The following is a 24,250-nucleotide window of genomic DNA, read 5'->3' as shown; positions in this document are numbered from 1 at the left end:
CGTGTTCATCGTCGACGACATCCTCGTGAAACCGTTCGTCTCGGTGCTCGACATCCTACACACGATGGCGCTCAACGAGATGTACGACACCGCAGCGATTCGCGACGACCTCAAAGAGAACCAGCTGCTGTACGAGGTCGGTGAGCGGTCGGAGGCGACGTACGAGGAACGAAAACGAGAGCTCGAGCTCCAACTCGAGATGGCAGAACAGATCCAATCACAGATGAGCGGGCGCATCGAGGTCAAGAGCTGATGTCCCCACCGGAGGATACTGACACAGCGCGTGGATCTGACGACGACTCACGGGACTCGCGAGGAACCCTGCGCGATCACCTCCTGTCGTTTCTCGAGACGGTCGCCGACGCAGACGCACACGGCACACAGCGCCGGGAGGGTACGGTCGACCGAGGGCGATCCACGGTTGCGTACGAATACGCGGTCACTGTGGGCCTCCCCTCACCTGAAGAGCATGGAACAGAGAGAGAAGCGACCGATCGTACTACAGGGGTAGATACTGACGTCGTCGACGTGTCAGCACGCGGGAGCACTGGACGGCGGATCGAAACGCGACACCACGGGGATGGCGTGTATACTCTCGTTGCCGCTCTCCCGGACACAGCTGCTACGTCGGTCGAGGCCGTCGTCAATGAGACGGGTTCTGAACTCCAATTATTGATGGACGGAGCAGTCGTCGAACGCATCTCGGTCGACCCTCAAGACACCACGATAACCGACGCGGCCGTTACGAACGGGATACTCACCGTTCGGCTACGGCAGACGGAGAAACCATGACAGACCACCGCACGAAGTATCAACAGAAGGCGAAACGCGCACAGGCAAAAGCACAGGTCAACCGCGACGTGGCTCGGAAAAAGCTGCTGCGCCAACGAGAGAAGTTGGCACAGCGCCGCCGGAACAACGTTGCACAATCTACAGCACGCACCGAGTCACGGACCTCGTCGACAAACCCGTCAAACCACTCGACGGTCCCACCGCAGAAGACGAACGCCCGAAACGCGGCTCGACACTCTCACTCGACCGTGCCACCCACACCGAAGTACTCGACCGTTCAGGCCCGAACACGGCTCTACGGCCAGCGGCTTCACCGTGCCACGACGGCGTCGTCGACTGCCAACGAGACTGCTGCCGCAGAGAGCGAGGGTGCCGACGACGAGTCGGCAGCGCACACCGACTCAACCGCACCTTCGGAGTCGTCGGCCGATGAGTGACCCAAAGCCAACCCGCTCACAGGGCGACCTCGCAGAACTGCTTGAGACGCTTCTTGACAAAGGGATGGTCATCAACGCCGACATCGCCGTCACCGTCGGCGACACCGAACTGCTCGGAATCAAGATCCGCGCAGCACTCGCCTCCTTCGAGACGGCCGCAGAGTACGGCTTAGAGTTCCCGTCGGGGACGGACATGGACCGTGTCCACGATCAGGCAGGTATCTCCACACACCCCGGCGTTCAGGCCACACGATCGCCGACTGAGCAGGGCCACGAGTCGGCCGGAGAGGAGGTACCGATAGACGAGGAGGCACAGACGGGAGAGACGACGTCTGAGACGACGACTACGACAGAGAACGAACAAGACGTGATGAATGCCATGGAGTCCCCAGACGAATGAGCACGACGCTCGAACTCGACGACGACGGTGAAGGGGTGCACAAAGGCCTCCTCACGCTCGTTCTCTCCCTCGTAGATATCATCGATGAGGCACTCGAGAAAGAGGCTGTTCGTCGGATGGAGTCAGGGGAACTCACCGACGAGGAGGTTGAGCGACTCGGGGCACAGCTCAAACAGCTCTCAGCAGAGATCGAGCGGCTGAAACGACAGGAAGGGGTCGACCAAAGCGTCGACGAGTTCCGGGGACAGCTCGACACCCTCGTGGCAGACGCGATAACCAACCTACACACAAGTACCGAACGTCATGAGTAGTGAACCCACAAACCCGTCGCCGCCGACCGTCACCGACGGTCGGTACCTCTACTGTATCGTCGATGCTAGTGACGCGAACGTGAGTCAGCTGTCCGTCACTGGACTAGACGATGCCACCGTCTCGCTCACGACGTACGATGACATCGCTGTCGTGTCACACGCCACAGACCAGCTGTACGACACGGACGATATTGCCCAACTTCGTCGCTGGCTCGTCGCACACCAGACAGTGATCGACGAGGTGGGATCAATGTTTGGGACGCCGCTGCCGTTTCAGTTCGACGTCATCCTCCAGGGAGGTGATGAGGCCGTCGTCCAGTGGGTCAAAGCCAACGAACAGCGCATCCGAACGGCACTTGACGAGTTCCGTGGATCGTGGGAATACCGAATACACCTGAAGTGGGACCGCAGCGACGTTGAGTCGGTCGTGCGAGAAGCGGACGACCGACTCCAAGAGATTAGCCAACAGCGTGCTGAAACAGGCGAGGGGACGCAGTTCCTCTTGGATACGCAGTACGAAGAACGACTGACAGAGGTGTTAGAGACGAAGAAGGACTCCCTACGAGACCGTCTCACCGATGCGATCGACGATACGGCCCGTCAGGTCACCAGCCACGCGGCGGTGCCGAGTCTCAAAGAGCTTGATGGGCTCGACGACGACACCGAGTGGGTCGCCCGGATCGCCGTGTTGGCGGACAAGTCTGATGAGACGGAACTTGGTGCACATCTTGACGATATCGCTGTCCACCCTGGCGTAGAGATCGAGTTCACTGGACCGTGGCCACCCTACTCGTTCGCCCCTGACTTGGCAGAGGACACCTAAGATGGAGCCAACAAAGGAGACGGGCCACGTCGTTGAACTCGTTGACATCCTCCTCCGTGAGGGGGTCGTCGTCGCCGCAGACGTAGTGGTGAGCGTGGCTGAGATCCCACTGATTGGGATTCAACTCCGCCTCGCGCTCGCTGGGATGACCGAACTCACCGAACATCAACTGTTTACCGAATGGGACGAATCAATCCGAGGGCGTGACGACCCTGACGCGACATGACGCACAATTCCCTGGCTGATCAATTTGATGTCTCAAAATTCCCACAAGAGTTAAGATATCTACTACTGTCACACATCGACATGGTACGAATTATCAACCAGATACTCACCCTCTTGAACGAGTTGGACGACGACGACCTCCGGCAGTTCAACGTCGATATCGACACCGACGTGCGGTCGCTGCCGGGAGGCCGCCGCCCGATGGGACCGGCACACCGGCGGAGCGACGGGCCGTCTCACCAACCTCGTGAAAAGCGTGGGCGAGAGAAGTTCAGGGCTAAACGAAAGGTGAAGAAGATCAATCGGCTGTTGAAGGAGGCTCGCCGAAACGGATACGACGTCGACGAGATCCTCGCGGCGCAGGTTTCGAAGCCGCCACTCGTCCACACCGACATTGGAGACGATACCATCGACATCATCGTCGACCGTGGCGATGCCCGTCTCGAGGTCGAAGACGGCCTAGCGACGATATCCTTCGAGAACGCAGATTACGTCGAGTCCGTGCCTATTGCATTTGAGACCCCCGTAGTCGAGGCGAGTCACAACATGGGCGTGACAGCGTTTCACATCCGTCCGCACGACGATGACGAGCCGAGCGACAATTCCTAACCTGGGTCGTGCTTCGCTCGCTCGTACTCCCAGTAATGAGTACAACTACTCCGACCACCTCCACGTCGCTCTCACATCGTACTTGAATGCCGTGCTACCCTATCGTGTCACCCGACCTCCTCGGCGATCTGTTCTGCAAGCGCCGACCGGAGCGCTCCGGCCGAAACCGACGTGTCTGCGTGTCCCGTCCGGGCAGCGACTGCAGGGACTTCCCGAGCCAGTCGTCGGAGTGCGTGGTCGGTGATAGCCTCGACCGTTCCCGCAGGTCCACAGGAGCTGATGCGGCTCGTCAGCCACTCGTCGGTTACCCACCGTCGTATCACGTCATTCGCTGATTCGACCGTCACCGTCTCGTGTACCTCGGCGCGTGCGGCTTCGTCTAGATCCGTTCGATGGGCTCGTCCGCCGCCTTTGTTGATAAATACGACGCCCGGCGCGCGCCCGTCGAACCAAGAAGACGGCGGTAGTTGGTACCGTTCCGGGTCGATATCGGCCGCTCGTGTTTCCTTCTCGACCGGATCCACCGTAGTGAGATTGACCCGATCAAAGACCTTTTCGACGGTGTCTGGTGGCAGTTCCTGTCCCCACGTATCGTCGTAGATTGCTGTTCCAATGAACGCCGGGGTGTCGTCGAGATCGTACGGGAGCGTCCGACTGTGTGTCGCCACTCCGTGGAACGTCACCGATTCAGTATCGTCGACGGCCACTTGGAACGACGACCGATCGAAGTCGTTCTGAACGGTATGAACGGCAGTCTGTACGCTGAGTGGGATCTCCTCGTGTGCGAACAGTCGCTCGTCGTCGCCAAAGCGGAGAAATCCGTCGTGGGTGAGCTGAAATCGAAGTGGATCACCAGCAATCCACTCCGTGATCCACAGGTGTCCCGATTCGAACACGGAGTCTGCGGCGTCGTGTGGAGGTATGGTGGGGAACGGAGCGACAGCCATCGTCAACTCATGATCATCGTTCGATCATAAACCTATCTGCGGTTCTTTTACTCGTGGAAGATCTGGGCTGTGTTCACGAGCAATGGGGATCACTTCACCCGGTGTGCGAGCGCGTTGTGGGTCTCGACACCGTACACGAGCTTGAGGCCGCTTTCGGGGGTGGCGAGACACGTCAAACAGTAGTCGGCTGTGTCGACCTCGGCGGGCGTCAGGAACTCTTGATCGGTGTCCATCGTGACGTTTCCGTCGATGACGACGGCAACACACCGTTCACACCGCCCTTTGAGACACTTCGACGACCACCCGAGCTCCACTCGCTCGGCTGCCTCGAGAATCGACTCGTCGGTGGATACCTCGATGCTACCGTAGTCCGTGTCGTCGAGGGCTGCCTGTGCCGCCTTCTCGAAGGTGGATCGGTCGTGGAGGTCCCACCCGCGTTTTTCGAGGACGTCGTAGTTGAGATATTCCACCGTCGCCATCATCAGCGTGGTAGTTCTACTGTGTACAGTGGACGATGCTGTGAGACGCGATTGCCCTATCACGTACCCCGTGGCTCAGACGAGTCGGTCTCCCGTGGTGGCGCGCGCCTCGCAGGTCGCCGGAGGCGTGCCTGCGAGCGCGTGCGAGGGATGAGCGAGTCGTCAGGGGCGACTCGCGAATCGGCTGGGGAAGGTGTGGCGGTAGGTGGTGTCCGGCTACCGTGGAGTCGTATTGCTCACAGAGCTACCGGATGCGTACGGAATCGGCTAGGGAGGGTATGGCGGTAGGTGGTGTCCAGGTGTCACGGAGTCGTGTTGTTCACCCAGCCACAATGACCGTCACAGTAGATCGGCCGGGGAGGGTGTGGATACGTGGCATCTAAACAATAATCTATTTTGTGGACAGCCGAGCAATCATTTGGGAGACATTTATTCGTGCTGCTAGGTATTATATCGTATAAAGTGGGAGATTTGGACGCTTGCGGGATTATACGTACTCGTCGGAATCGGACTGTTATACAGCTTGGCTATTGACTCGGACGAACTGTTTCTCACCGTGACTGCCGCAGTGTTTGTCCTGATGGGCCCGATGGCATACCTCGTATATGAAAAGAGGATTAGGTGTTGTCCGAGATTTGGATTTCAGTGTATCGGATTGAAAAGTACGCGATTACGAGGCCGATAAGAAGGAGACTGAACCCGCCAGCAGCGGTCAAGGCATCCATAACTGTCTCAAACTCACTGACGCGGAAGCTGATAATCTCACGGGCGATTGCAATGATCGCAGCCCCGACCACTATCCGCACAACAGGGTCGTTCCGAGCGTACGCGATCAGCGTCCGGTGGACTTCAACGATGATGAGCAACAGCAATACCGTATCGAGGAGTTCAATTACGGCCACCGGATCGGTGAAGCTTCCGGTTATGATGAGCGTCCATAACCCGAGCAGCAAATCGAAGATACCGATCAGGAACAGTAGGAGGGTAAAATATGCAGTCGCAAGTACAAGCCACTGCATAACGACTACTGAAGGTTCAGTAAACCGTGACAGGCTGCTATCCGTAGTCACAGTAGTAAACTGTTGAGCTTCGTAATAAACATCCCATCCGGTACGGGGAGATGCTGTCGTATTCCGTTGCTGGCTGATCTATTGATAGCTTGAACAACTCGACAGCGGAACAGCACTCAGACTCCGTTCTACTGGTTCGCACAACCCGAACCGAAGTACAGTTCCGACGACGAGTTCGCGCCCCGTATCCTGTACGACAGTCTGGACACCTGTCTGAATTGGTAGCAGCTCCAGCGTTCAGTAAGCACGCTCGTTCTATCAGCTAATTCAGGATCTATTTGGAGAAAATAACCCAGTCCCCGTGCTGACTGTATCCTCTGTATCTCGCACGTGGTTTTCGTCAGAAACTGAAGAAATCTCAGAGGCGCTGCTGAATACAGCGCGCATATCGGCTCCCTCTAGCACCATCAGGACAATCCCATCGGTCAGTACAGATGAACCTCTAATCATTCACGGACGGCAACTGTCTCACGCAACGAGTTCTACGCCCGTAAGCTCGAATCGAGCCCCACCGGTGGCGCTCTCTGTAATCCGGATTTTCCAGCCATGTGCCTCAATGATCTCTTGGACGATGGTCAGTCCGAACCCAGTCCCATTGGGAGTCGTCGAGTGACTCTCCTCGAACACCACCCCGCGTTCGTCTGCTGGAATCCCTCGCCCGTCATCAGCGACGTAGAATCCGTTGTCGAGTTCCCCTACGGTCACCGCGACTTCGTCACCGCCGTGTTCCACAGCGTTTCGGAACAGGTTCTCCAGCAACTGCCGGAGCCGTGATCTGTCGGCCATCACCGTCTGGTCTGTATCGATGGAGAGCGTGCCCCCCGCTGTCCCGACGAATTCCCAAGTCACTCTGGCGAGTTGTCCGGGCGCGACTGGCTCTGCGTCGTCAATCTCCGAACCATTACGTGCCAGCGTCAGGAGATCATCGATAAGCGTCTCCATCCGGTCGATGGATCGGTAACAGCGGTTGAAATGCTCTGGATCGCCCGTCTCCTCGGCTAGATCGAGCCACCCGTGGAGCGCAGTCAACGGATTCCGCAGATCGTGTGAGACGATGCCGGCAAATTGATCCAATCTCTCGTTCTGCTGTTTCCGTTGCTCAATCGTCTGTCGCCGTTGGAGTTCGTAAGCCACCCAACGACTCATCAGATCGACCAGTGTCACCTCCCAGTCCGAGAACTGTCCGTTTCGGGGCTCGGTGTCGTAGAAACAGAAGGTTCCGTATACGCCGTCATCGTCGTATACTGGCGCACCGACATAACAGGAAATCCCCAAGTCGGTATAGCCGACTCGATCAGTTTCCTCGGGTGCATCACGACTGATGTCGCCCAGAACGAGCGTCTGCTCTTGGCTCGCGGTGATTTCGCACTTCGTCGCTTCAACAGGAACGACATCCCCGGCAGCAATACTCTCGTCGACTGCATCGACCACTTCGAAGATACACTCGTCCTTTCGGATCTCCGAGAATGAACCGTACTCCGTGTCGAGCTCACGCCGGCCCAGCGCGAGCAGTGTCTCGACTTGATCGGTGAACGAGCGGTCGCGGTCGGCGGTGATCTGATAGAGTTCTCTTAGGACGGTCTCGCGGTGTTTGAGTTGCTCGCGCGCGGGCTCCTTACGCGCGGAGACATCCCGCCCGAGAGCGACAACGGCGACAGATCGGTCTTCGGGAACACGGTGTATGTTGAACTCGTAGGGAACCCGCGAACCGTCTGCTGTCAGCAGGTTCGCTTCGATAACAGTCTTATCGGTTTCGAACGCGTTTGCGAGCGCCTCGGTGACCCGACTCGCTACCGGTTCCTCGAAGAAGTCTGCCGGGGACATAGTCGCCAGTTCAGCGTCAGAGTAGCCCGTCACCTCGACGACAGCCTGGTTCCAGGTTTCGAACGTATTGTCCCGGCCAAATCCAAGGAAGAGGTCATCCACTACATCAAGATAGGATGAGTCGTCAATCTCAGAAATCAACATGGGGCTATCCAGTCGCCTCTGACGGAATCGTTGGAAGGGACTGTAGTATTACGTCGCCGATGATTTGCTCAATCATAGCACTACAGTTTCATCGGTGGTATCGAGTACACTCATCTTGCGATTGTAGATTGACGAGGATAATCACTCTGATTCTTTCATACACAACCCGTTTTTAAACGCCTGGTCTGGAGTCAGGCTGTAAGAGCGGAGAGCGTGCTCCCGAGGTCGTTGTTGATGCCCCCTCGAAGGCGTGAGCCGACGGCCTGCTGTGAGATGCCGAGTTCCTCGCCAAGAGCTTCTAACGTTACCTCGCGGGGAGACTCGAAGTACCCACGCTCGTAGGCAAGCATCAGCGCCTCCTGTTGGGTGTCAGTGAGAGCGGTTTCGGTCGCCGTCTCAACCGGTGTAAGTGCGTGTAACTTCGTCAGTGTGATCGGAATGTCAACCTCTCGACAGCGCTCGTGAAAGGCTGAGATGTCACTTCGATTATCACCTCGGGTCTCGAACGTCCACTGTTGGGTTGTCCCGGTGGCCTCAACCAGTAGCACCCTTGTCTCCGCCAGTATAGTCAGCACGTCGTCGTAGTCTAGCGCCCACTCAACGCTTAACAGGTACTCGTCCTCGACAGAGTCAACGAGCCGAATCGCCTTCACGCCCGGATGCTCGGTGAACGCGCTCTCAATATCGTCAACTTCGGTTCCTCGCACCCAAAAGTAGGGAATCACCACGTCCCGAGCGGGGATCAGTCGCTCCAGTGTGACCGTCACGTTCGGTAGTTGAGCGAACACGGTTCCGAGGGGGAACTGATCGGATGGAACGGTGAAGGTCGCCTCAGTAGCCATTATCTGTCTCGTAGAGTTCCAAGTGTAAAGGTCTGCTACTGAACGCCCCCCAAATAATAGAATCTCTGAACAATAGCCTAACTCGTCACCAGTTCTGCTCTACGTACACCGAATGCCGAGAAGGTCGAGTGACCGGTATAACCTCTGTATCGGTCACACCGTTATTGACAGGGACTGAGTAGGTGGCAAAGATGCTGCTGAATACAGAGCGCGAGTCTTGCACCTGACTACCGCCCGCTATTGGACGGTATAGCAGGCCGTATAAGACTGCGAGTGCCAATCACCTGTTCTGTTACTCGTTTGATTAGAACAAAAACCTCTATGAAAATGTTGGTATTATAATATAATCCAGCGCTCACCACCATCGGGCGAGGTCAATTGAGCAGTCTCCCCTGCTGTGTAAGTTGGATGCCCACCTTGCCTATTTTCCCTCAATAGATTGCAATACTGAAGGCGCGTATCTACCACTGAAGTCGATTTAGACAGAAACTGACCTGAGTGGGACAGATAGCGGTAGGACTGGTCATTATCCCGTTTGCCGACGGTTCCAGAGGCACCTTTGTCCATCGGCCCCAGTCGCCGCCACTCACCGAGCGACGATGACAGGAACGGGCGAGTTACGGAATACTTTCTGGGCAACGTTTCCGATGACCAGTCGATCGACCAACGAGCCGCCGTGGCTTCCGATTACGACCGCATCAAAGTCGTCGGCTCTATTCACGATCGCCCGAGCCGGATGTCCCAACTGAACCTCGGTAGTGATCTCGACGTCATACTTGTCGGCGAGTTCCTGAGCGTCATTGAACACCTCCTTGGCGCGCTCCTCGGCGGCCTCCTCAATGTCCTCCTCAAGCGCAAGTGACGTGGCTTCTCTACCCCACGGTGACGGTCCGCCAACGACGTTCAAGACAGTAATTTCCGCGCCGGGATGATTTTCAAAGACGTACTCAAGTGCTCGCTGGGCCATCTCCGAGTCGTCCATCGGAACGAGAATTCGTGATATCATACAGTAATTACGGTCAAGGGGTGGATAAAATGGTGGTTCGGTCGTCCCAGGATGAGCAACGTATTACCACCAGTTGCTGAACGCACGCTCTGTATCGGTCATGAGCCTTCTGACAGAAATCGACTAGTTGCCGCGGCAGTTGCTGCATACAGGGCGCAAGTCGGCCTCCAATTTCCTGTTAACAAGCCACAAATATAAGAAAAGTTATAATAGCGCGTACCCTCTACTGTTTGATTATGTATTCAGAGAGACGCCACAACCACCGAAATACTGTGCCACGTACGACCGTCAGCCGTCGGTCACTACTCGCAGCGAGCGGGGTTATTGTAGTTGGGGGACTCGCTGGCTGTCTGAATCAAGTTGCGTCGTCAGTGACGGACACGGGCTCATCGCCTGCGGCAGTGTTCGCAGGGACAGACTGGAATGATGATGACACGGAAGTCACGTTTATGATGGCTCCGGGGAGTCCGCACGTGAGTCGGTTGACTCCGACGGTGTCTGCTGGTCAGCTTGGGGATGTTGAGTTGGAGGGGTGGGTTACGTCTTCTGCGGTGATGGCTCAGGACTACAATTCGTCGCGGAGCAACAAGCCGAATACGCGGGCGGGTGATACGGATTCAGATTCTGATGCTGTCGGTAACGGTTCTGAGGAGGACGCTGAGCTCGTCTCGTATCTGGGTGGGAAGCCGATTGTTGCTGAGCGGTTCTCGGTGTGTTTGCCTGACGCGGAGGTTCCGGGTGGGAATGGGAGCATTCGTGAGGCGGTGACGCCGGAGCGGTTCATCGACTACATGACGGGTCGGTCTGATGGCGAGGGGAATGTGTACGCGTGGGGGGAAGGTCGGACAGTAGCTAATGGCGATGATGACGATGACGACGCCGATGATGAGTGCTCTGAATCGAGCGGGTCGGGGATTGGGCTCGAACTTACGTGTGCGTCGACGCACTTAGAGGCCAACCTAACTGGGCCATTTGACACGGGTGGGGGTCTAGAGACCATTCGTGCGGACGACGGGACGGTCGTGGTCACCAATACGCCACCGGAGGCTTCAGATACGTCTGCGAAGGTCTGTGCGACTGTCGATGATGACCCGTGCGGGCCGGGAGTGTGGGCGCGGACGACGGAGTCTGGTTCGTCGACAGGCGTGTTGGTGTATCAGGTGATGGTGCAGCCGCCGCGGTGTCCGAAGCCGTTTCCGGCATTGTTGTACGTCCAGCGGTGTGAGAGCAACGGCCAGCTTGTGTACATGGGTGGATGGGTCATCGACGACGCTGCGCTGTACGAGGAGTCGGTGACGGTGTTGTCGATGGCTGGTCCGACGGAGGTGGTTGGTATCGAGTGCTGCTTCGATTTCTCGGCTGATGGTGACGGGTTCGGTGACTTGGTGAAGCGGTCGGTGTCTGGTGAGCGTTCGCTCCGGGGGGCGCGGATTGATTCAGGCACTGTTGAGGAGTTCGTTGAGGGCGGTGACGCTGAGTTGGCGGATGATATCCTCGATGTCATCACCAGTCGAGGTGGGGAGACCAGAGGTGATGATAGTGAGCCAGGAGAGAATTATCGGTTCGTGACGCACGTGGCGGTGGATGCACCAGTGTTGCACTTGGTGAACGCTGCGAGTGTGTCAGAGGAAGTGAAATTCAAGGCGGGGGCTGAACTGTCGAAGAGCGTGAACTGATTATCCGTGTGGCATCATGGTACTCCCGGTGACGACCTGAGTTCTCGAACGGTATCTCTGTGCTCAATCCATCCTCTGTATCGGTCACACCGGTACTGACAGCTGTTGAGCAGTTTGAGAGGACGTTGCTGAATACAGCGCGCGCATCTCGCACAGAATTACTTCCATAATCGACTCAGGAAGGATCGGTCAACACAGGGAGTTCACTTATCGGTGCAGGCCGCATATCATTCATTATGTCTGAAGAAGTCCTGTTCAAATCAGAGAGTGACCAGACCCGAGAAGAAATCGCCTCGTATCTCCGCAGCGTCGCCGATAAGCTCGAACAAGGGGATGCTGTCACACTCAAATCCGGTTCTGAGTCCGTGACAATGGAACCACCAGCGCGCCCGACATTTGAGGTCAAAGCCGAACGCGAGGGGCCAACGGATGGGCCCGGTGAATTGAGTATCGAGTTCGAACTCGAATGGAACGAGAACGGCAATGAGGGGGACGGCGGGAGCGGTCAGTTAGAAATCGAGTAATCAATTAGCGGTCGCGTTAAGTTAGAGTATGAGGCGGACGATTTCTGAGTGCTTATGCCAGAATTCGACCGCCTCAGCGAACATACTACGCGGATCGACTTGTCGTCTGTGGAGCGAGGTCGAACACCGCGCTGGGCGATTGAAATAGGAATCAGCTGTCACTTGGCCGGTATGTCACTTCGAGAGGTGAGTAAATATCTTGAACTATTTGGGATCGATCGAAGCCATGTCGCGATCCACAACTGGGTTCATAAAGCTGATCTACAGCCGATCTCGGCCGTTTCCGAGGATCCACTCGCGGTTGATGAAAAGATGATCCGCCTCCACGACCAGAAGTTCTGGCTGTACGGCGCGGTTGATCCGTATACGAACGAGATCCTTCAGCTGAGTCTCTATCCGACGGCAAATAAGCAGACAACATGATGGTTTCTGAGCGAATTACACCGGCGTTATCAGCTCGACACCGTTGAATTTCTGGTCGATGACGCAGACTATCTCGGACCAGTTCTCGCCGAAGACGGCTATCGATTTCAGGTAATTCGTCATGGAAATCGGAATACAATTGAACGTGTCTTTTGGGAAATAGAACGCCGAACCCCCTCGTTTGCGAATAGTTTCAGCAATGTCGCGCTTGAGACGGCTCAAGAATGGCTCGAAGCCCTCGTGGTCTACCACAATTCACGCCAAAGTTAACGCGACCCGACTCACAGAGACTGGGGTGGCTCGCGACGATTACTGTGGGGCGACAGGCTGTTCGCAGTCAGGACACTCGATGAAGACGCGCCGCTCGTCGTCGACCTCGTAGGCGATGAGGATAGCTCCACCGCTCAGATCGGTTTTACAGAACGGGCACCGGCCACTATCAGGCGTCACGTCTGGCATAGGGGAGGGGGAATCACCTGGAGCGTGTGACAGACCCAGGGATTCCACCTCGTGCTACGATACAGTCCGTATAAAGGCTGAGGGAACCGGGGTGAAAGTGAGTACTCCCCACGGAGGTGTACCGAGCCGTTCACGCCTGCTCGAGAGTGGCATGTCCTGCTATGACCCTGAGAGCGTGGCGGAGGTGATCAGAGCGCTACCAGCGCAGAAGCGCGGTACCCGCTCGGCGTTGCCAGCAGTCGCGCTTAGGTCTCAGACGTGTCCTGGCGGCTCGCGACCAGATGTTGTTTTGCAGTCCGGAGTTTGCCCAGCCCGTGAATCCCAGCTCGTGCTAGCCAGGTCAGTCCGTGGAGAGTAGACTCAAAAAAACGGACGCTCGTGTTTTCGCAACGAGTGACTAATTGCTGGAAGCGTGTTGCAAACGGCGCTCGAGTCAGGCAGACACGTGCGTCTATCGACTCAGACGGAACGAAAGCAAACGGCTCAAACGGGCTCAATCCAACTACGACGCAGGATGGGGCAGGAAACGCTCAGTGGCGAGGATCTCTCGCAGTTGCGCGCGGAGTACGACCGTAAGGTGAATCAGAAGCTACCAGCAAAAGCACAGAGTGGCGACGGCTGGCCGATTCACCTCGACCACTGTTTCAGTCGCGTCGTACTTGATAATCTGTTTGAAGACGAATGGTACAGCCATGTTAAGCGCCGCCCTGCGTACAAGCAGCTCTCTCGAGAGGACCTGCAACAGGCGATTGAGATCGCTGACCGGATGCTCACACGAGGACAACCGGCCGTAGAAGAGCTGAATCAAAACTCACTGAGATGGCGCGATAAGCTCAAGTAAGGAGATCGGTGACTAGCAGAGATATCGAATAAAGTCACTATAATAACTATAAATCATACTATATGTTTGTAGAACACCTCTTCTGGATTGTACCGTTGGCTGGGAGTTCTCGACCTGAAGCAGGATTTTGGCTAACACTGCTTAGTGGGATTATTGCGGCTTGGGCAGCACGATCAGGCATAACTACGGTAGTCAAAATTACAAATGAGGTACGTGAGTACGATAATCCACGCCAAATAGGCAAAAAGAAAGCTTTTGAAGGAATAATTTCGTTATTATTAACATTATTCTTTATCTATGTTACAATAATTATTTTCCGAAAAGTTAGTCTTATCATATTGTAGTGATAGCAATGTTACAAAAGTCGCCTGATAGAGATGCGCTGTGCAGAAGACTCACCTACTGGTCAAGCTACAGACTTACTTGCTAGCTGTCAGGAGCGTCGTGCGAGATACAGAGGTTGTAGTCAGCACGACAACGCCTTTCTGTGACTCCAGCTCTCACAATTGATTAACTGAAATAAACTGTAGTTTGATATTCATACAGAGCCTTGACATTATTAGTGTCCGAACTCAATCCAAATCCATCTGTGATAACGCTGTACGTCTGCCGCGGCTGTGGAAATGGATTCGAAGACGGGGTCAATACAAGTGAGTGTCCCGACTGTGGTGGGTCACTAAGGAATACGACGCTCCCTCACGATTAAGATGGAGTATACGAATATCAGACAGGTAATCGACGAATCGGTAGAGTTCCCAATCACCCATGAAAAATTAATTAGACAATGTGGAGAAATAGAAATAACGGCTCCAACAGGCGATTCAGTACCCCTCAGTGAGATATTGAACCGAGCCGGCGAACGGTCATACACTTCGAATAAAATGCTATATACGACAATCATTGGAAGTCTTGATGATCGGTTCATCGGGCGCAAATACTCCGACGAGCGGGGAGGGGCTCATACTTGCCCGGACCCCAAGCGCTCTGCACCCCGAAGTCTGTGATTGCTACACATTCTGTATCGTACGATTGATCCAGCTTGTAGTCGCTGCATTTGCGCTCTGTATCTTGCAAGCCACTCAGAACATCACTTGGAACTGGGAGGATTTCTGTCGGTCGGCTCGCATACTATTTCTCACAGCTAATTCACACCTATTTCGATTGCAAACAACAGTTTGTGAACGTTCTATAACATCTTCCTCCAAAATACTATTAGCACTAGGAACTGCAGAAATTAGTGAAGTGTGCTTCGAATATTAACGAAAATCCACCACTATCGACTCCCAATTGTCGGAGGATGCGTGGCAACACTGACGATCGCGTTTTCTAGCCCAGGCAGGACTCTGAGCACTGTTGGCCCACTCAGGTTAGATATGTTCTGGGTTTCACTAGCTGCGTCTGTAGCGTTGATCCTGTCTGTCCTCGCTCTCGGTGAGTACAACCCAGAGGAATACGGATTAAAGCCAGAGAACGCAAAAAGATAACACTCCTGTACTGACCGAGTTGAATCGCTGTAATCAGAAAGCGATGAGTGCGAGATACACGCCGTGTATCTCTTTGGCCGGTCCTATCAGCATTTGAAGAGATTAACAGAACCAGTTACGCCAAAAGCGTAGATTGCATACTCGATCAGATACCTCACTCAGGGTGGGGCTCGTCTATGTCTACCGATGACACCCGGTCAGAAAGAGTGTCAAACCGCCGCTGGGCAGCGTTCGCTCGTTCTGTTGTCTCGACGGGAGGATAACGTAGTGCAGCCAGCAATCTACCATTGACATCCTCCCACGGCTGAGGCGTTGTGGGAGGGGGTAGTTGACGCTGGTTCACAGAGTACGCAACGTGGGTGCCACGGGGCTTGACCCCAAGGCGTTTCACTCGGCTCAGTTGACTGACGGATAGATGGTGCAAAATGCCAAACTTATTTATAATGAGTTCGTAAATACGCAACATAGTGTATACTGAGGCAGAACTTCAGGCGCTAGAAGCTCTTCATGGTGAGTCAACAGTTTCGGAACTGGCCGAGGAGCTCAACCGAAGCCGCAGTTACACGTCTGAACTCGTTTCCCGAATGGAATCAAAGGGGTTGGTTCACACCAGTCGCGAGGGAAAACAAAAGCAGATCAATCGATCAGACGCCCGCGCCATCGAACTGTTCGACAGTTTCGTCCATCAGTACACTCATATTCCGTTTCCAGAGCTGCTTGGCGGTACAACGCTGCGTATTCTGTACCACCTGGAGTCACCGGCGACTGCCACCCACCTTGCAGAGCAAGTCAATGTCCATCGAAGCACTGTACATCGATCGCTATCCCCGCTGGAGAACCGTGGGATAATCTACAAGTCGGATGGGACATACACGCTCAACGACAAATTCGAGGCGCTATCTATCGTGGCCCGTGAGTTTGCGCACGTGCGACACAGACACTGCGTCAAAGATCACGCGGAGTCGTTCACAATTCTCTGGGAATCATTGGACGAGTTTCTCGTCCAGACTCGCGCTGAGATCAAAGAGGACGCGTTCCACCTGACGGGGCCGGAACAGTTCCAAACGTACGATCTCCCGTTGATGACTCGCCAGCGTCGGTATTACCTGTACTCAGAGTCGATCGATGAGGTATCGCCGGCGGAGTTGTGTTGTCACATGCTCGTGATCGACGATGGAACGCGCTCACAGTCCTACTGCCTCCTCTTGATCGGCGAGACGGCAATCGACCGCGACGGGTTGCTTGAAGCCGCCGAAACGTACGAGGTCGACGAACGGGTCTCGAACCTGCTTGAGTATCTTGATACCGAGGGGGAGAGTCGGTCGGGACGCCTCCCGCGATGGGAACAGTTCCGTGAGCTTGCCGACGAATACGGGGTGGCAGTATGAAGCGGCGATTCGACAGCGAGTACATCGAGTCTGAGCTGCGACGGGTCGGCAGGCAGCTCGAAACCGAACTGACCGTCTATCTGATCGGGGGCGGTGCGATGTCGTTCCGCGGTCTCAAGGAGACGACCAAGGACATCGACCTCACCGTTACCGGCGGCGACGACCTCCGAGTGCTACAGGCAGTCTTGGTGAACTACCCCACCCTGCTCGCGCTGACGCGCTCGCTGAGGGTGGGGCTTCCTGCTTCCATGACGTTGTCAGACTGCGTCTGACAGCCTGTCGAGGTTCCCTCGACAAACGCGCTTTGCAGACACAGGTGTATCCGCAGGGAGCGCAGTCTCCACAGGCGTTGACGAATCTCTGTGCGATTCGTCCGCACACCAGAAATCTTCGATTTCTGGGGACGTTCCTTCGGAGCATCCCACTCCTACGTCTTCGAGGCCGCAAGAAAGAATGTTCCACGCCGCATTACAAACGCATTTGTCCTGTGGCAAACAATAGAGGGGCACTCGGATACTCCATAGCGACTCCATTGATTTTCTCTCTCAGCCACTCCGATGAGAATGCTTAGCGGTCGGTGAGACGGGTTTCGAGACGGTCGAGAATTCCCCAGAGCAACGGTACTGGCTGGAGACTGTCGAAAGAGACCGCCTCATACTCGTATTCATCGTCCGCGAAGAGACGTTCTTGATAATGTGCCCATCCATCTACGTGCGGATTCGGCTCGTGGTGCCATCCACGGTCGAAGCCTGAACTTTCGCTGTAATGAAAGGCGAACTCTGGGTCTGTGTCGGCAGCCTCGCCCGCGTACCACCGAAGAGTGAGTGTTCCCTCGTCCGCTTCGCTGCCGAGGATAGCAGGGTCAACTGTCGCAACGATACGGATAAATTGGCCGGGCGGCTCACCACTCGCATGTTGGACGGCAGGGTGTCGCTCAATCGTGCGTCTGAGTTCGAGTAGAATCGTGTGCGATGCCTGTCCAGGGTCATAGCCGCCGTCGAACGCGAACATCCGGTTAGGCAGGTGCCGGGGTACTTCCAGCGTAGTCAGAGTAATGCTCGATAGCGTCCTCTACAAGTTGGAGACGATACGCGATGATGTTCCAGTCGTTCGCAGTTCGGCGCATCTCTCGCGTTGCCTCGGCAGTATCGGTATGTGCCGCCCGCTCGCGAAGCTCGCTCGGTGAATCCGTGTCGTACTTCATCTTCCACTCCTCGACCTGCTCCTGTAGGTCGCCACGCAGTTCGAGAAGGTCGTCGCGGGTCCGGTTGTCGAGGAGGTCGCGGAGAGCTTGCATTCGCGTGTAGAGCGGGTCGGGCTCGTATCGGGTTGCGGTCCCTCCGGTAGCGGTTCGGAGAACGTTCATCTCGACGAGGCGCTGGAGATGGTCGCGCGCAGTATTTCCCGCGACGTGGGCCTGCTCCGCAATCCAGTCAGCCGGTTTGGGCTCGGAAACTGTAACGGCGACCGCGCGCACGCGATCAAAGGCACTCTGGTGCTCTTTCCAGAGTTCGGCCCCAGATTCATCTGTCATACGTGGCGGTTGGCACTGGGGTGAAATAATTCTATTGGAGACACAAACTATTGAACAAGGGTGATGTCAGAGGTAGTGGAGTTGACTGCGCGCGAGGCTGAGGGCTCTCCAGATAGTCAAGCGCCAGTAGCTTTATTATGCGGCAGGATGGGCGCTGCAGGATTTGAACCCGCGACAACTTGGTCCGAAGCCAAGCACTCTATCCAGACTGAGCTAAGCGCCCTTCGACCCACAGTACCCGGGTAGCGGTTTTAACTCCCGCGATTTGTCGGCCCACGTCTCACAGACGAGACTACTCGAGACATCACAACAAATATATGATCTGTCGAAGCAGTAGTGACTGGTACGAACCGGTCGACAGATCGCTTGTCAGTGAGCCTGTCTCGTCGGTCATCCCCACAACCGCTATGTACGGTCTCACCGAACTGCTCGATGCGTCTGTCGATCCAGCTACGAGTCTCCTCGTCAGTTCGACTTGCCTTGCGACAGCAGAGCGGTTCGTTACCGACGCGCTCGCGACCGGTATCGAGTCGGGAGCGTTCGGCATCGCTGTGACGGCCACTACGGAAGCCGATGCGGTCCGGGATGAGGTCTACGACCGTACGAACGTGGGTGAGTCGTCGCTCTCGATCATCGACTGCGTGACGCGTGATCGCGGTGCGTGTGTCAACGATACCGATCACATAAGGTACGTTGCGTCCCCTGCAGAGTTGACCCAGATCGGTGTTGCGCTCTCGGAGACGCTCGAACGACTCGAACACGAGGGCGTCGGTCGTTCACGAGTTACCCTTCACTCGGTGTCGACGCTGCTCGCGTACGCCGACCTCGAGACGGTGTTTCGGTTCCTCCACGTCTTCACCCGTCGGGTCGAACACGCCGGCGGAGTCGGCTTATACACTATCGATTGGACCGCACACGATGATCAGAGCCTTCGAACGCTTGCCCCGCTCTTCGATGCGACGGTCCGCCTCACAGAGGACGGCAACGAGATCGTCGCCACGCTGGAGTGAGCCACCAATCGTTATACTGCTCGGTGGTCGATACAGAGGTATGCCACTCTCTAATGATGCCGACATTCGTCGTGTGCTCGACGCCGAGGTGGTCGCGGTCGTCGGTTGTTCGACGACGCCCGGTAAGCCCGCACACGACGTCCCGGCGTACCTCCAACGACACGGCTACCGTGTGATCCCGATCAACCCGTTCGCCGACGCCGTCCTCGGGGAGCCCGCGTACGATGAGCTTGCACCTGTCGAGACACAGATCGACGTCGTAGACGTCTTTCGGCCGAGTGCAGAAGTACCGACGATCCTCGAATCCGTGCGAGCACGACACGCCGACCGCGGTGATACCGGAACGGCGTGGCTCCAGCTGGGCATTCACCACGACGACGCCGTCGCGGCGGCGGAGGCTGACGGTCTCGACGTCGTCGAAGACAGGTGTATGAAGATCGAACACGATCGCCTGATCGGGTGACGGCCGCCGGCAGATCGAACACACTTATTGTGCTCGTCCGGCTCCGGAGAGGTATGAGCGAGACCGATGCGCAGGCCGACGTGACGGTCGTCCTCCCGGACGGATCGACACTCACCGTACCGGCCGGGTCGACAGTCGAGGACGTCGCCTACGAGATTGGCCCCGGGCTCGGTCGCGACACCGTCGCGGGGAAGATCGACGGCGAGCTCGTCGAGCGTCAGGCGACGGTTCACGACGGCGCACGCGTGGAGATCGTCACCGACCAGTCAGACGAGTACCTAACCGTGCTCCGCCATTCGGCCGCCCACGTGTTCGCACAGGCGCTCCAGCGGTTGTTTCCCGACGCGACGCTCACGATCGGTCCACCCACCGACGAGGGGTTCTACTACGACGTGACCGATGTGGACCTCGACGAAGACGACCTCGACGCCATCGAAGCCGAGATGGCGTCGATCATCGAGGCCGACTACGACATCGAGCGGGTCGAGCGAAGCCACGCCGACGCCGAGGAGATATACGCCGACAACGAGTACAAACGCCAGATCCTCGCCGAGGAGGCGGACGACGACACCGTCACCTTCTATATCCAGGACGGCTGGCAGGACCTGTGCCGGGGGCCGCACGTCGAGTCGACGGGCGAGATCGGGGCCGCGGCGCTGCTCGAAGTATCGGCCGCCTACTGGCGCGGCGACGAGGAAAACGACACGCTGACGCGCGTGTACGGGACGGCATTCGCCTCCGAGGGCGATCTTGAAGAACACCTCGAGATGCGCGAGCGAGCCAAAGAGCGCGACCATCGAAAGATCGGCCAGGAGATGAATTTATTTTCGATCCCTACGGTGACCGGACCGGGGCTTCCCCTGTATCACCCTCCTGGAAAGACGATCCTCCGTGAGCTGTCTACGTTCGCGAACGAACTCAACCGCGAGCACGGCTACGAGGAGGTCGAGACGCCGCACGTCTTCCGGACGGAGCTGTGGAAGCAGTCCGGCCACTACGAGAACTACAAAGACGACATGTTCCTCCTCGAGGTCAACGACGAGGAGTACGGCCTCAAGCCGATGAACTGTCCGGGTCACGCGACGATATTCGACCAGCAGTCGTGGTCGTACCGCGACCTCCCGGAGCGGTACTTCGAGAACGGCAAGGTGTACCGGAAAGAACAGCGCGGCGAGCTCTCGGGGCTCTCGCGCGTCTGGTCGTTCACCATCGACGACGGTCACCTCTTCGTTCGGCCCGACCAGATCCGCGCCGAGATAGAGTCCGTGATCGGGATGATCTTCGAAGTAGTCGAGACGCTCGATCTCGAAGTCGAGGTGGCACTCGCCACGCGCCCTGAGAAGTCCGTCGGCGGCGACGAGATCTGGGAGTCGGCGGAGTCACAGCTCCGCGACGTGCTCGAATCCGGCGGCTACGAATACGACGTCGAACCCGGCGACGGGGCCTTCTACGGGCCGAAGATCGACTTCGGCTTCGAGGACGCACTCGGTCGCGTCTGGGACGGTCCGACGGTGCAGCTCGATTTCAATATGCCGGAGCGATTCGGGCTCACCTACACCGGTGAGGACAACGACGAGCACCGACCAGTGATGATCCACCGCGCACTGTACGGCAGCTACGAGCGGTTCTTTATGGTGCTCATCGAGCACTTCGACGGCGACTTCCCCCTCTGGCTCGCTCCCGAGCAGGTCAGGATCCTTCCGGTCTCCGATGAGACGCTGGGATACGCTCATCGGGTGAAAAACGAGCTGGCCGACGCGGGCTTCCGTGTCGAGGTCGAGGACCGCGACTGGACGGTCGGCCGGAAGATCCGCGCCGCACACGACGACCGGCTCCCGTACATGCTCGTCGTCGGTGACGACGAGGCGGATGCCGGAACCGTCTCCGTGCGGGATCGATTCGAGAACCAGCGCGGTGACGTCCCGGTCGAGGCCTTCCTCGAGCACCTCGTCGCCGAGCGCGACGAGAAACGCGTCGAGCCAGACTTCATCTCGACGTAGGCGCGCGTGAGCCGCCGCCGGCCGCCATATTCAAAACCTCGCCGCGAGATGTGTCCGTATGGAAGCCGAGCGCGAGGTACTCGACGTGTTGGCACGGAACGCCCGCGAGGACATCGCGGATATCGCCGCTCAGACCGGTCTCGACGCGGACACGGTCGAGACGGCCATCGAGTCGCTCGAGTCCGATGGTATCGTTCACGGCTATCAAGCCGTCGTCGACTGGGACCGTGCCCCCGAGGGGAAGATTCGCGCCGTCGCCGAGATCAACGTCGAACTCGACCGCGAGACCGGCTACGAACAGGTCGCAGACCGGATCGCTCGGTTCCCCGCAGTTGACGCGTTACACCTCGTCTCCGGTGATTACGACTTCGCAGTCGAGGTCCTTGGTGGCTCGATGCACGACGTCTCGGCGTTCATCTCAGAGCAGGTCGCACCCATGCCCGAGGTAACCCAGACGGTCACCCACTACATCATGGAGACGTACAAAGACGGGGGCGTGCGCTTTGCCGACGGCGACGACGACGATCGGCTCTCAGTTTCACCATGAAAACGGCTGACCGCGCCCGCCAGCTTCCAGAGTCAGGAATTCGAAAGTTCTTCGAATTGGCCGAAGCGCGCGACGACGTCATCTCACTCGGCGTCGGTGAACCCGACTTTTCGGCGCCGTGGGCCGCGCGAAACGCTGCCATCGGAGCGCTCGAACGCGGGCGTACCTCGTATACGTCGAACCGCGGGATGGCTCCGCTCCGATCGGGGATCGCTGACCACCACGAGCGGTACGACCAGCGGTACGACCCCGAGACGGAGGTGCTCGTCACGACGGGCGCCTCGGAGGCTGTCGATTTGGCGTTTCGGGCCCTCGTTGATCCGGGTGACGTCGTGGCGCTGCACGAGCCGACGTACATCTCGTACGCCCCGGGCGTCGAACTCGCTGGCGGTGAGCCGCTCGCGGTGCCCACGGATGCCGCAGACGACTTTGCACTCACCCCCGAGCGACTGGAGGCCGCCGGTGCCGCCGACGCGGACCTCCTCGTCTGTTGTTACCCGAACAATCCGACGGGCGCGACGATGTCGGACGATCAGCTCGCCGACGTCGCCGCGTTCTGTCGAGCGAACGACCTGCGGGTGGTGGCCGACGAGATCTACGCGGCGCTCACCTACGAGCGGGACCACGCCTCGATCGCGACGCAACCGGGGATGCGAGAACGAACGGTGGTCGTTAACGGATTCTCAAAGGCGTACGCCATGACTGGGCTCCGATTAGGGTACGCACTTGGTCCGGCGTCGGCCATCGACGCGATGAATCGGATCCACCAGTACACGATGCTCTCGGCGCCGACGACCGCGCAACACGCCGCCGTGGAGGCGCTTCGCTCGTGTGAAGAGGAGGTCACCCGAATGGTCGACGAATACAATCGCCGTCGTCGCCTCGTCGTGTCGCGGTTCAACGAGATGGGTCTCGATACGTTCGAGCCGGGCGGCGCGTTCTACGCGTTTCCCCGCTGTGGCGGCGACGACGAGGCCTTCGCCGAGGCGCTGCTTGAGTCGCAGGGTGTTGCTGTCGTCCCCGGATCGGTGTTCGGCGCGGGTGGTGAGGGCCACCTTCGCGTCTCGTATGCGACCTCGATGCGAGAACTAAAGGAGGCAACAGATCGGATCGAGATGTTCCTCGAAGAACGGCCGATGCTCCGATCTGATTGATCGATTGTCACGTCTGACTGAAAGAACTACGTCAGTGGCCGTCTTCGACCCGGTACATGGGCGACTCATCGGACCCCGAAGCCCGCCTCAAACGACAGCGAGACGACCTTCGCCTGTTGAACCAGGTGATGCGTCACGACATTCGAAACGACCTCCAACTCGTCGAGGCGTACGCTGAGCTCCTCGACGATCACGTCGACGAGGAAGGCGAGTCGTATCTCGAGATCATCAAAGAGAACACCGAGAGCGCGGTCGGGTTGACGACTACGGTCCGAGACCTCTCGCGGGTCATGTTGCGCGACGACGCCGAGCCGGAGATCGTGGGGCTCGACCGTGTCCTCACCCAGCAGGTCGAGGAGGTTCGGTCGTCGTACTCCGAGGCGGTATTCACTGTGGATGGCTCGATCCCATCGATTGAGGTGCTTGCAGACGAGATGCTGGGGTCTGTGTTCCGGAACGTCATGCGGAACGCCGTACAACACAACGACGAAACGCCCGCAGTCGTCGACGTAACCGCCCGAGTGGACGAGCCCGACCAAGCTGCCGTCGTTCGGATCGCCGACAACGGACCGGGTGTTCCCCAAGCCCAGCGTGAGGAAATCTTCGGGAAAGGTGAGAAGGGGCTCGACAGCCCGGGTGCCGGCATCGGACTCTACCTCGTTCGGTCACTCGTCGAGGGGTACGGCGGCGAGGTGTGGGTCGAAGATAACGATCCAAAAGGGTCGGTCTTCGCGATTCGGCTCCCGCTCGCGACGTGAGCCAGCTCAGCGCCGATCAGTACAACTGATGCGATGCGACCCGACACTTCCTCATCACCGCTTACGGAAAATTCGAGGCG

Annotated in this window: 29 protein-coding genes, 1 tRNA gene and 3 pseudogenes; 22 read left to right on the top strand and 11 right to left on the bottom strand. The window is 57.5% G+C overall.

The window, feature by feature from the left end; genetic code table 11:
- Nucleotide 1: 1 nt before the first annotated feature.
- The 8 genes from gvpG to ACWUI7_RS04425 all read left to right on the top strand — a co-directional run bounded on the left by gvpG (nucleotide 2) and on the right by ACWUI7_RS04425 (nucleotide 3,597).
- Nucleotides 2-253, top strand: a complete 252-nt coding sequence (gene gvpG / locus ACWUI7_RS04460; protein WP_496640998.1) for a gas vesicle protein GvpG — start codon at nucleotides 2-4, stop codon at nucleotides 251-253.
- Nucleotides 253-792, top strand: a complete 540-nt coding sequence (gvpH, locus tag ACWUI7_RS04455) for a gas vesicle protein GvpH (RefSeq protein WP_496640997.1) — start codon at nucleotides 253-255, stop codon at nucleotides 790-792. The genes gvpG and gvpH overlap by 1 nt, the downstream gene beginning before the upstream one ends.
- Nucleotides 789-1,229: a protein gvpI gene (locus ACWUI7_RS04450; RefSeq protein WP_496640996.1), complete on the top strand. Its 441-nt coding sequence runs from the start codon at nucleotides 789-791 to the stop codon at nucleotides 1,227-1,229. Before gvpH ends, ACWUI7_RS04450 begins: the two co-directional genes overlap by 4 nt.
- Nucleotides 1,222-1,629, top strand: a complete 408-nt coding sequence (gvpJ, locus tag ACWUI7_RS04445; RefSeq protein ID WP_496640995.1) for a gas vesicle protein GvpJ — start codon at nucleotides 1,222-1,224, stop codon at nucleotides 1,627-1,629. Before ACWUI7_RS04450 ends, gvpJ (ACWUI7_RS04445) begins: the two co-directional genes overlap by 8 nt.
- A complete protein-coding gene (locus tag ACWUI7_RS04440; RefSeq protein ID WP_496640994.1) occupies nucleotides 1,626-1,940 on the top strand; it encodes a gas vesicle protein K in 315 nt (104 codons plus the stop codon). Before gvpJ (ACWUI7_RS04445) ends, ACWUI7_RS04440 begins: the two co-directional genes overlap by 4 nt.
- The gene (gvpL, locus tag ACWUI7_RS04435; RefSeq protein ID WP_496640993.1) at nucleotides 1,933-2,763 is read left to right on the top strand and encodes a gas vesicle protein GvpL; all 831 of its coding nucleotides are present in this window, start codon (nucleotides 1,933-1,935) and stop codon (nucleotides 2,761-2,763) included. The genes ACWUI7_RS04440 and gvpL overlap by 8 nt, the downstream gene beginning before the upstream one ends.
- A 1-nt stretch (nucleotide 2,764) precedes the next feature.
- The gene (gvpJ, locus tag ACWUI7_RS04430) at nucleotides 2,765-2,989 is read left to right on the top strand and encodes a gas vesicle protein GvpJ (RefSeq protein WP_496640992.1); all 225 of its coding nucleotides are present in this window, start codon (nucleotides 2,765-2,767) and stop codon (nucleotides 2,987-2,989) included.
- Between the two features lie 80 nt (nucleotides 2,990-3,069).
- Entirely contained in the window at nucleotides 3,070-3,597 is a 528-nt protein-coding gene (locus ACWUI7_RS04425) for a hypothetical protein (RefSeq protein ID WP_496640991.1), read from the top strand.
- 107 nt (nucleotides 3,598-3,704) lie between these two features.
- On the opposite strand, the gene ACWUI7_RS04420 is transcribed toward ACWUI7_RS04425, so the two are convergent.
- The 6 genes from ACWUI7_RS04420 to ACWUI7_RS04395 form a co-directional block, all read right to left on the bottom strand.
- Nucleotides 3,705-4,544, bottom strand: coding sequence for a hypothetical protein (locus ACWUI7_RS04420; RefSeq protein ID WP_496640990.1), 840 nt, complete (start codon nucleotides 4,542-4,544; stop codon nucleotides 3,705-3,707).
- 89 nt (nucleotides 4,545-4,633) lie between these two features.
- Nucleotides 4,634-5,023, bottom strand: coding sequence for a 2Fe-2S iron-sulfur cluster-binding protein (locus ACWUI7_RS04415; RefSeq protein WP_496640989.1), 390 nt, complete (start codon nucleotides 5,021-5,023; stop codon nucleotides 4,634-4,636).
- Between the two features lie 617 nt (nucleotides 5,024-5,640).
- Nucleotides 5,641-6,042 carry a phosphate-starvation-inducible PsiE family protein gene (locus tag ACWUI7_RS04410; protein ID WP_496641102.1) on the bottom strand — a complete coding sequence of 134 codons (402 nt, stop codon included), beginning with the start codon at nucleotides 6,040-6,042 and terminating at the stop codon, nucleotides 5,641-5,643.
- Between the two features lie 519 nt (nucleotides 6,043-6,561).
- Entirely contained in the window at nucleotides 6,562-8,061 is a 1,500-nt protein-coding gene (locus ACWUI7_RS04405; RefSeq protein WP_496640988.1) for a sensor histidine kinase, read from the bottom strand.
- A gap of 191 nt (nucleotides 8,062-8,252) precedes the next feature.
- The gene (locus ACWUI7_RS04400; RefSeq protein ID WP_496640987.1) at nucleotides 8,253-8,903 is read right to left on the bottom strand and encodes a helix-turn-helix domain-containing protein; all 651 of its coding nucleotides are present in this window, start codon (nucleotides 8,901-8,903) and stop codon (nucleotides 8,253-8,255) included.
- Nucleotides 8,904-9,489: 586 nt separating this feature from the next.
- Complete coding sequence (locus ACWUI7_RS04395) at nucleotides 9,490-9,909, bottom strand: universal stress protein (RefSeq protein WP_496640986.1); 420 nt, start codon at nucleotides 9,907-9,909, stop codon at nucleotides 9,490-9,492.
- A 554-nt stretch (nucleotides 9,910-10,463) separates the two neighbouring features.
- Between ACWUI7_RS04395 and ACWUI7_RS04390 the strand changes: the two genes are divergently transcribed.
- From ACWUI7_RS04390 to ACWUI7_RS04380, 3 genes and pseudogenes are all read left to right on the top strand, one after another.
- Nucleotides 10,464-11,585 (top strand): hypothetical protein, encoded by a 1,122-nt coding sequence (locus ACWUI7_RS04390; protein ID WP_496640985.1) that lies wholly within the window; start codon nucleotides 10,464-10,466, stop codon nucleotides 11,583-11,585.
- Between the two features lie 236 nt (nucleotides 11,586-11,821).
- Entirely contained in the window at nucleotides 11,822-12,109 is a 288-nt protein-coding gene (locus tag ACWUI7_RS04385) for an amphi-Trp domain-containing protein (RefSeq protein ID WP_496640984.1), read from the top strand.
- Nucleotides 12,110-12,163: 54 nt separating this feature from the next.
- A pseudogene (locus tag ACWUI7_RS04380) lies at nucleotides 12,164-12,802 on the top strand (IS6 family transposase).
- Between the two features lie 39 nt (nucleotides 12,803-12,841).
- Here the strand turns inward: ACWUI7_RS04380 and ACWUI7_RS04375 are convergent.
- Nucleotides 12,842-12,991 carry a DUF7837 family putative zinc-binding protein gene (locus ACWUI7_RS04375; protein ID WP_496640983.1) on the bottom strand — a complete coding sequence of 50 codons (150 nt, stop codon included), beginning with the start codon at nucleotides 12,989-12,991 and terminating at the stop codon, nucleotides 12,842-12,844.
- A 514-nt stretch (nucleotides 12,992-13,505) separates the two neighbouring features.
- Between ACWUI7_RS04375 and ACWUI7_RS04370 the strand changes: the two genes are divergently transcribed.
- The 5 genes and pseudogenes from ACWUI7_RS04370 to ACWUI7_RS04350 form a co-directional block, all read left to right on the top strand.
- Complete coding sequence (locus ACWUI7_RS04370; protein WP_496640982.1) at nucleotides 13,506-13,832, top strand: hypothetical protein; 327 nt, start codon at nucleotides 13,506-13,508, stop codon at nucleotides 13,830-13,832.
- Between the two features lie 562 nt (nucleotides 13,833-14,394).
- Nucleotides 14,395-14,538: a rubrerythrin-like domain-containing protein gene (locus ACWUI7_RS04365; RefSeq protein WP_496640981.1), complete on the top strand. Its 144-nt coding sequence runs from the start codon at nucleotides 14,395-14,397 to the stop codon at nucleotides 14,536-14,538.
- A 1-nt stretch (nucleotide 14,539) separates the two neighbouring features.
- A complete protein-coding gene (locus ACWUI7_RS04360) occupies nucleotides 14,540-14,836 on the top strand; it encodes a DUF5789 family protein (RefSeq protein WP_496640980.1) in 297 nt (98 codons plus the stop codon).
- Between the two features lie 947 nt (nucleotides 14,837-15,783).
- A complete protein-coding gene (locus ACWUI7_RS04355) occupies nucleotides 15,784-16,704 on the top strand; it encodes a helix-turn-helix domain-containing protein (protein ID WP_496640979.1) in 921 nt (306 codons plus the stop codon).
- Nucleotides 16,701-16,895, top strand: a pseudogene (locus tag ACWUI7_RS04350) (hypothetical protein); the annotation flags it as partial. The gene ACWUI7_RS04355 and the pseudogene ACWUI7_RS04350, both read left to right, overlap by 4 nt.
- 2 nt (nucleotides 16,896-16,897) lie before the next feature.
- On the opposite strand, the pseudogene ACWUI7_RS04345 reads toward ACWUI7_RS04350, so the two are convergent.
- The 4 genes and pseudogenes from ACWUI7_RS04345 to ACWUI7_RS04330 form a co-directional block, all read right to left on the bottom strand.
- Nucleotides 16,898-17,174 (bottom strand): annotated as a pseudogene (locus ACWUI7_RS04345) (hypothetical protein); the annotation flags it as partial.
- Between the two features lie 97 nt (nucleotides 17,175-17,271).
- The gene (locus ACWUI7_RS04340; RefSeq protein WP_496640978.1) at nucleotides 17,272-17,715 is read right to left on the bottom strand and encodes a hypothetical protein; all 444 of its coding nucleotides are present in this window, start codon (nucleotides 17,713-17,715) and stop codon (nucleotides 17,272-17,274) included.
- 4 nt (nucleotides 17,716-17,719) lie between these two features.
- Complete coding sequence (locus ACWUI7_RS04335; RefSeq protein WP_496640977.1) at nucleotides 17,720-18,238, bottom strand: DUF7342 family protein; 519 nt, start codon at nucleotides 18,236-18,238, stop codon at nucleotides 17,720-17,722.
- Between the two features lie 148 nt (nucleotides 18,239-18,386).
- Nucleotides 18,387-18,461, bottom strand: a tRNA-Arg gene (locus ACWUI7_RS04330).
- Between the two features lie 184 nt (nucleotides 18,462-18,645).
- On the opposite strand from ACWUI7_RS04330, the gene ACWUI7_RS04325 reads away from it, so the two are divergent.
- Genes ACWUI7_RS04325 through ACWUI7_RS04300 form a run of 6 tightly spaced genes read left to right on the top strand, consistent with a single transcriptional unit; the run spans nucleotide 18,646 to nucleotide 24,170 of the window.
- Nucleotides 18,646-19,248 carry a DUF7504 family protein gene (locus tag ACWUI7_RS04325; protein WP_496640976.1) on the top strand — a complete coding sequence of 201 codons (603 nt, stop codon included), beginning with the start codon at nucleotides 18,646-18,648 and terminating at the stop codon, nucleotides 19,246-19,248.
- Between the two features lie 40 nt (nucleotides 19,249-19,288).
- Nucleotides 19,289-19,711: a CoA-binding protein gene (locus ACWUI7_RS04320; RefSeq protein WP_496640975.1), complete on the top strand. Its 423-nt coding sequence runs from the start codon at nucleotides 19,289-19,291 to the stop codon at nucleotides 19,709-19,711.
- A 53-nt stretch (nucleotides 19,712-19,764) separates the two neighbouring features.
- Complete coding sequence (gene thrS / locus ACWUI7_RS04315; protein WP_496640974.1) at nucleotides 19,765-21,711, top strand: threonine--tRNA ligase; 1,947 nt, start codon at nucleotides 19,765-19,767, stop codon at nucleotides 21,709-21,711.
- 58 nt (nucleotides 21,712-21,769) lie between these two features.
- Nucleotides 21,770-22,258 (top strand): Lrp/AsnC family transcriptional regulator, encoded by a 489-nt coding sequence (locus ACWUI7_RS04310; protein ID WP_496640973.1) that lies wholly within the window; start codon nucleotides 21,770-21,772, stop codon nucleotides 22,256-22,258.
- Complete coding sequence (locus ACWUI7_RS04305; RefSeq protein WP_496640972.1) at nucleotides 22,255-23,412, top strand: pyridoxal phosphate-dependent aminotransferase; 1,158 nt, start codon at nucleotides 22,255-22,257, stop codon at nucleotides 23,410-23,412. The genes ACWUI7_RS04310 and ACWUI7_RS04305 overlap by 4 nt, the downstream gene beginning before the upstream one ends.
- A gap of 56 nt (nucleotides 23,413-23,468) precedes the next feature.
- Entirely contained in the window at nucleotides 23,469-24,170 is a 702-nt protein-coding gene (locus ACWUI7_RS04300) for a sensor histidine kinase (RefSeq protein WP_496640971.1), read from the top strand.
- Nucleotides 24,171-24,250: the final 80 nt, after the last annotated feature.

This window comes from Halorubrum orientale (assembly GCF_059623105.1).
The sequence above is the reverse complement of the archived record's forward strand: the minus strand, read 5'-3'. Positions and strand labels throughout refer to the sequence as shown.

What these genes read in the sequence shown, in the direction of transcription:
- gvpH (WP_496640997.1), top strand. Translation starts at nt 253, where the DNA reads ATGTCCCCACCGGAGGATACTGACACAGCGCGTGGATCTGACGACGAC.
- ACWUI7_RS04450 (WP_496640996.1), top strand. Translation starts at nt 789, where the DNA reads ATGACAGACCACCGCACGAAGTATCAACAGAAGGCGAAACGCGCACAG.
- gvpJ (WP_496640995.1), top strand. Translation starts at nt 1,222, where the DNA reads ATGAGTGACCCAAAGCCAACCCGCTCACAGGGCGACCTCGCAGAACTG.
- ACWUI7_RS04440 (WP_496640994.1), top strand. Translation starts at nt 1,626, where the DNA reads ATGAGCACGACGCTCGAACTCGACGACGACGGTGAAGGGGTGCACAAA.
- gvpL (WP_496640993.1), top strand. Translation starts at nt 1,933, where the DNA reads ATGAGTAGTGAACCCACAAACCCGTCGCCGCCGACCGTCACCGACGGT.
- gvpJ (WP_496640992.1), top strand. Translation starts at nt 2,765, where the DNA reads ATGGAGCCAACAAAGGAGACGGGCCACGTCGTTGAACTCGTTGACATC.
- ACWUI7_RS04425 (WP_496640991.1), top strand. Translation starts at nt 3,070, where the DNA reads ATGGTACGAATTATCAACCAGATACTCACCCTCTTGAACGAGTTGGAC.
- ACWUI7_RS04420 (WP_496640990.1), bottom strand. Translation starts at nt 4,544, where the DNA reads ATGGCTGTCGCTCCGTTCCCCACCATACCTCCACACGACGCCGCAGAC.
- ACWUI7_RS04415 (WP_496640989.1), bottom strand. Translation starts at nt 5,023, where the DNA reads ATGGCGACGGTGGAATATCTCAACTACGACGTCCTCGAAAAACGCGGG.
- ACWUI7_RS04410 (WP_496641102.1), bottom strand. Translation starts at nt 6,042, where the DNA reads ATGCAGTGGCTTGTACTTGCGACTGCATATTTTACCCTCCTACTGTTC.
- ACWUI7_RS04405 (WP_496640988.1), bottom strand. Translation starts at nt 8,061, where the DNA reads ATGTTGATTTCTGAGATTGACGACTCATCCTATCTTGATGTAGTGGAT.
- ACWUI7_RS04400 (WP_496640987.1), bottom strand. Translation starts at nt 8,903, where the DNA reads ATGGCTACTGAGGCGACCTTCACCGTTCCATCCGATCAGTTCCCCCTC.
- ACWUI7_RS04395 (WP_496640986.1), bottom strand. Translation starts at nt 9,909, where the DNA reads ATGATATCACGAATTCTCGTTCCGATGGACGACTCGGAGATGGCCCAG.
- ACWUI7_RS04390 (WP_496640985.1), top strand. Translation starts at nt 10,464, where the DNA reads ATGGCTCAGGACTACAATTCGTCGCGGAGCAACAAGCCGAATACGCGG.
- ACWUI7_RS04385 (WP_496640984.1), top strand. Translation starts at nt 11,822, where the DNA reads ATGTCTGAAGAAGTCCTGTTCAAATCAGAGAGTGACCAGACCCGAGAA.
- ACWUI7_RS04375 (WP_496640983.1), bottom strand. Translation starts at nt 12,991, where the DNA reads ATGCCAGACGTGACGCCTGATAGTGGCCGGTGCCCGTTCTGTAAAACC.
- ACWUI7_RS04370 (WP_496640982.1), top strand. Translation starts at nt 13,506, where the DNA reads ATGGGGCAGGAAACGCTCAGTGGCGAGGATCTCTCGCAGTTGCGCGCG.
- ACWUI7_RS04360 (WP_496640980.1), top strand. Translation starts at nt 14,540, where the DNA reads ATGGAGTATACGAATATCAGACAGGTAATCGACGAATCGGTAGAGTTC.
- ACWUI7_RS04340 (WP_496640978.1), bottom strand. Translation starts at nt 17,715, where the DNA reads ATGTTCGCGTTCGACGGCGGCTATGACCCTGGACAGGCATCGCACACG.
- ACWUI7_RS04335 (WP_496640977.1), bottom strand. Translation starts at nt 18,238, where the DNA reads ATGACAGATGAATCTGGGGCCGAACTCTGGAAAGAGCACCAGAGTGCC.
- ACWUI7_RS04325 (WP_496640976.1), top strand. Translation starts at nt 18,646, where the DNA reads ATGTACGGTCTCACCGAACTGCTCGATGCGTCTGTCGATCCAGCTACG.
- ACWUI7_RS04320 (WP_496640975.1), top strand. Translation starts at nt 19,289, where the DNA reads ATGCCACTCTCTAATGATGCCGACATTCGTCGTGTGCTCGACGCCGAG.
- thrS (WP_496640974.1), top strand. Translation starts at nt 19,765, where the DNA reads ATGAGCGAGACCGATGCGCAGGCCGACGTGACGGTCGTCCTCCCGGAC.
- ACWUI7_RS04310 (WP_496640973.1), top strand. Translation starts at nt 21,770, where the DNA reads ATGGAAGCCGAGCGCGAGGTACTCGACGTGTTGGCACGGAACGCCCGC.
- ACWUI7_RS04305 (WP_496640972.1), top strand. Translation starts at nt 22,255, where the DNA reads ATGAAAACGGCTGACCGCGCCCGCCAGCTTCCAGAGTCAGGAATTCGA.
- ACWUI7_RS04300 (WP_496640971.1), top strand. Translation starts at nt 23,469, where the DNA reads ATGGGCGACTCATCGGACCCCGAAGCCCGCCTCAAACGACAGCGAGAC.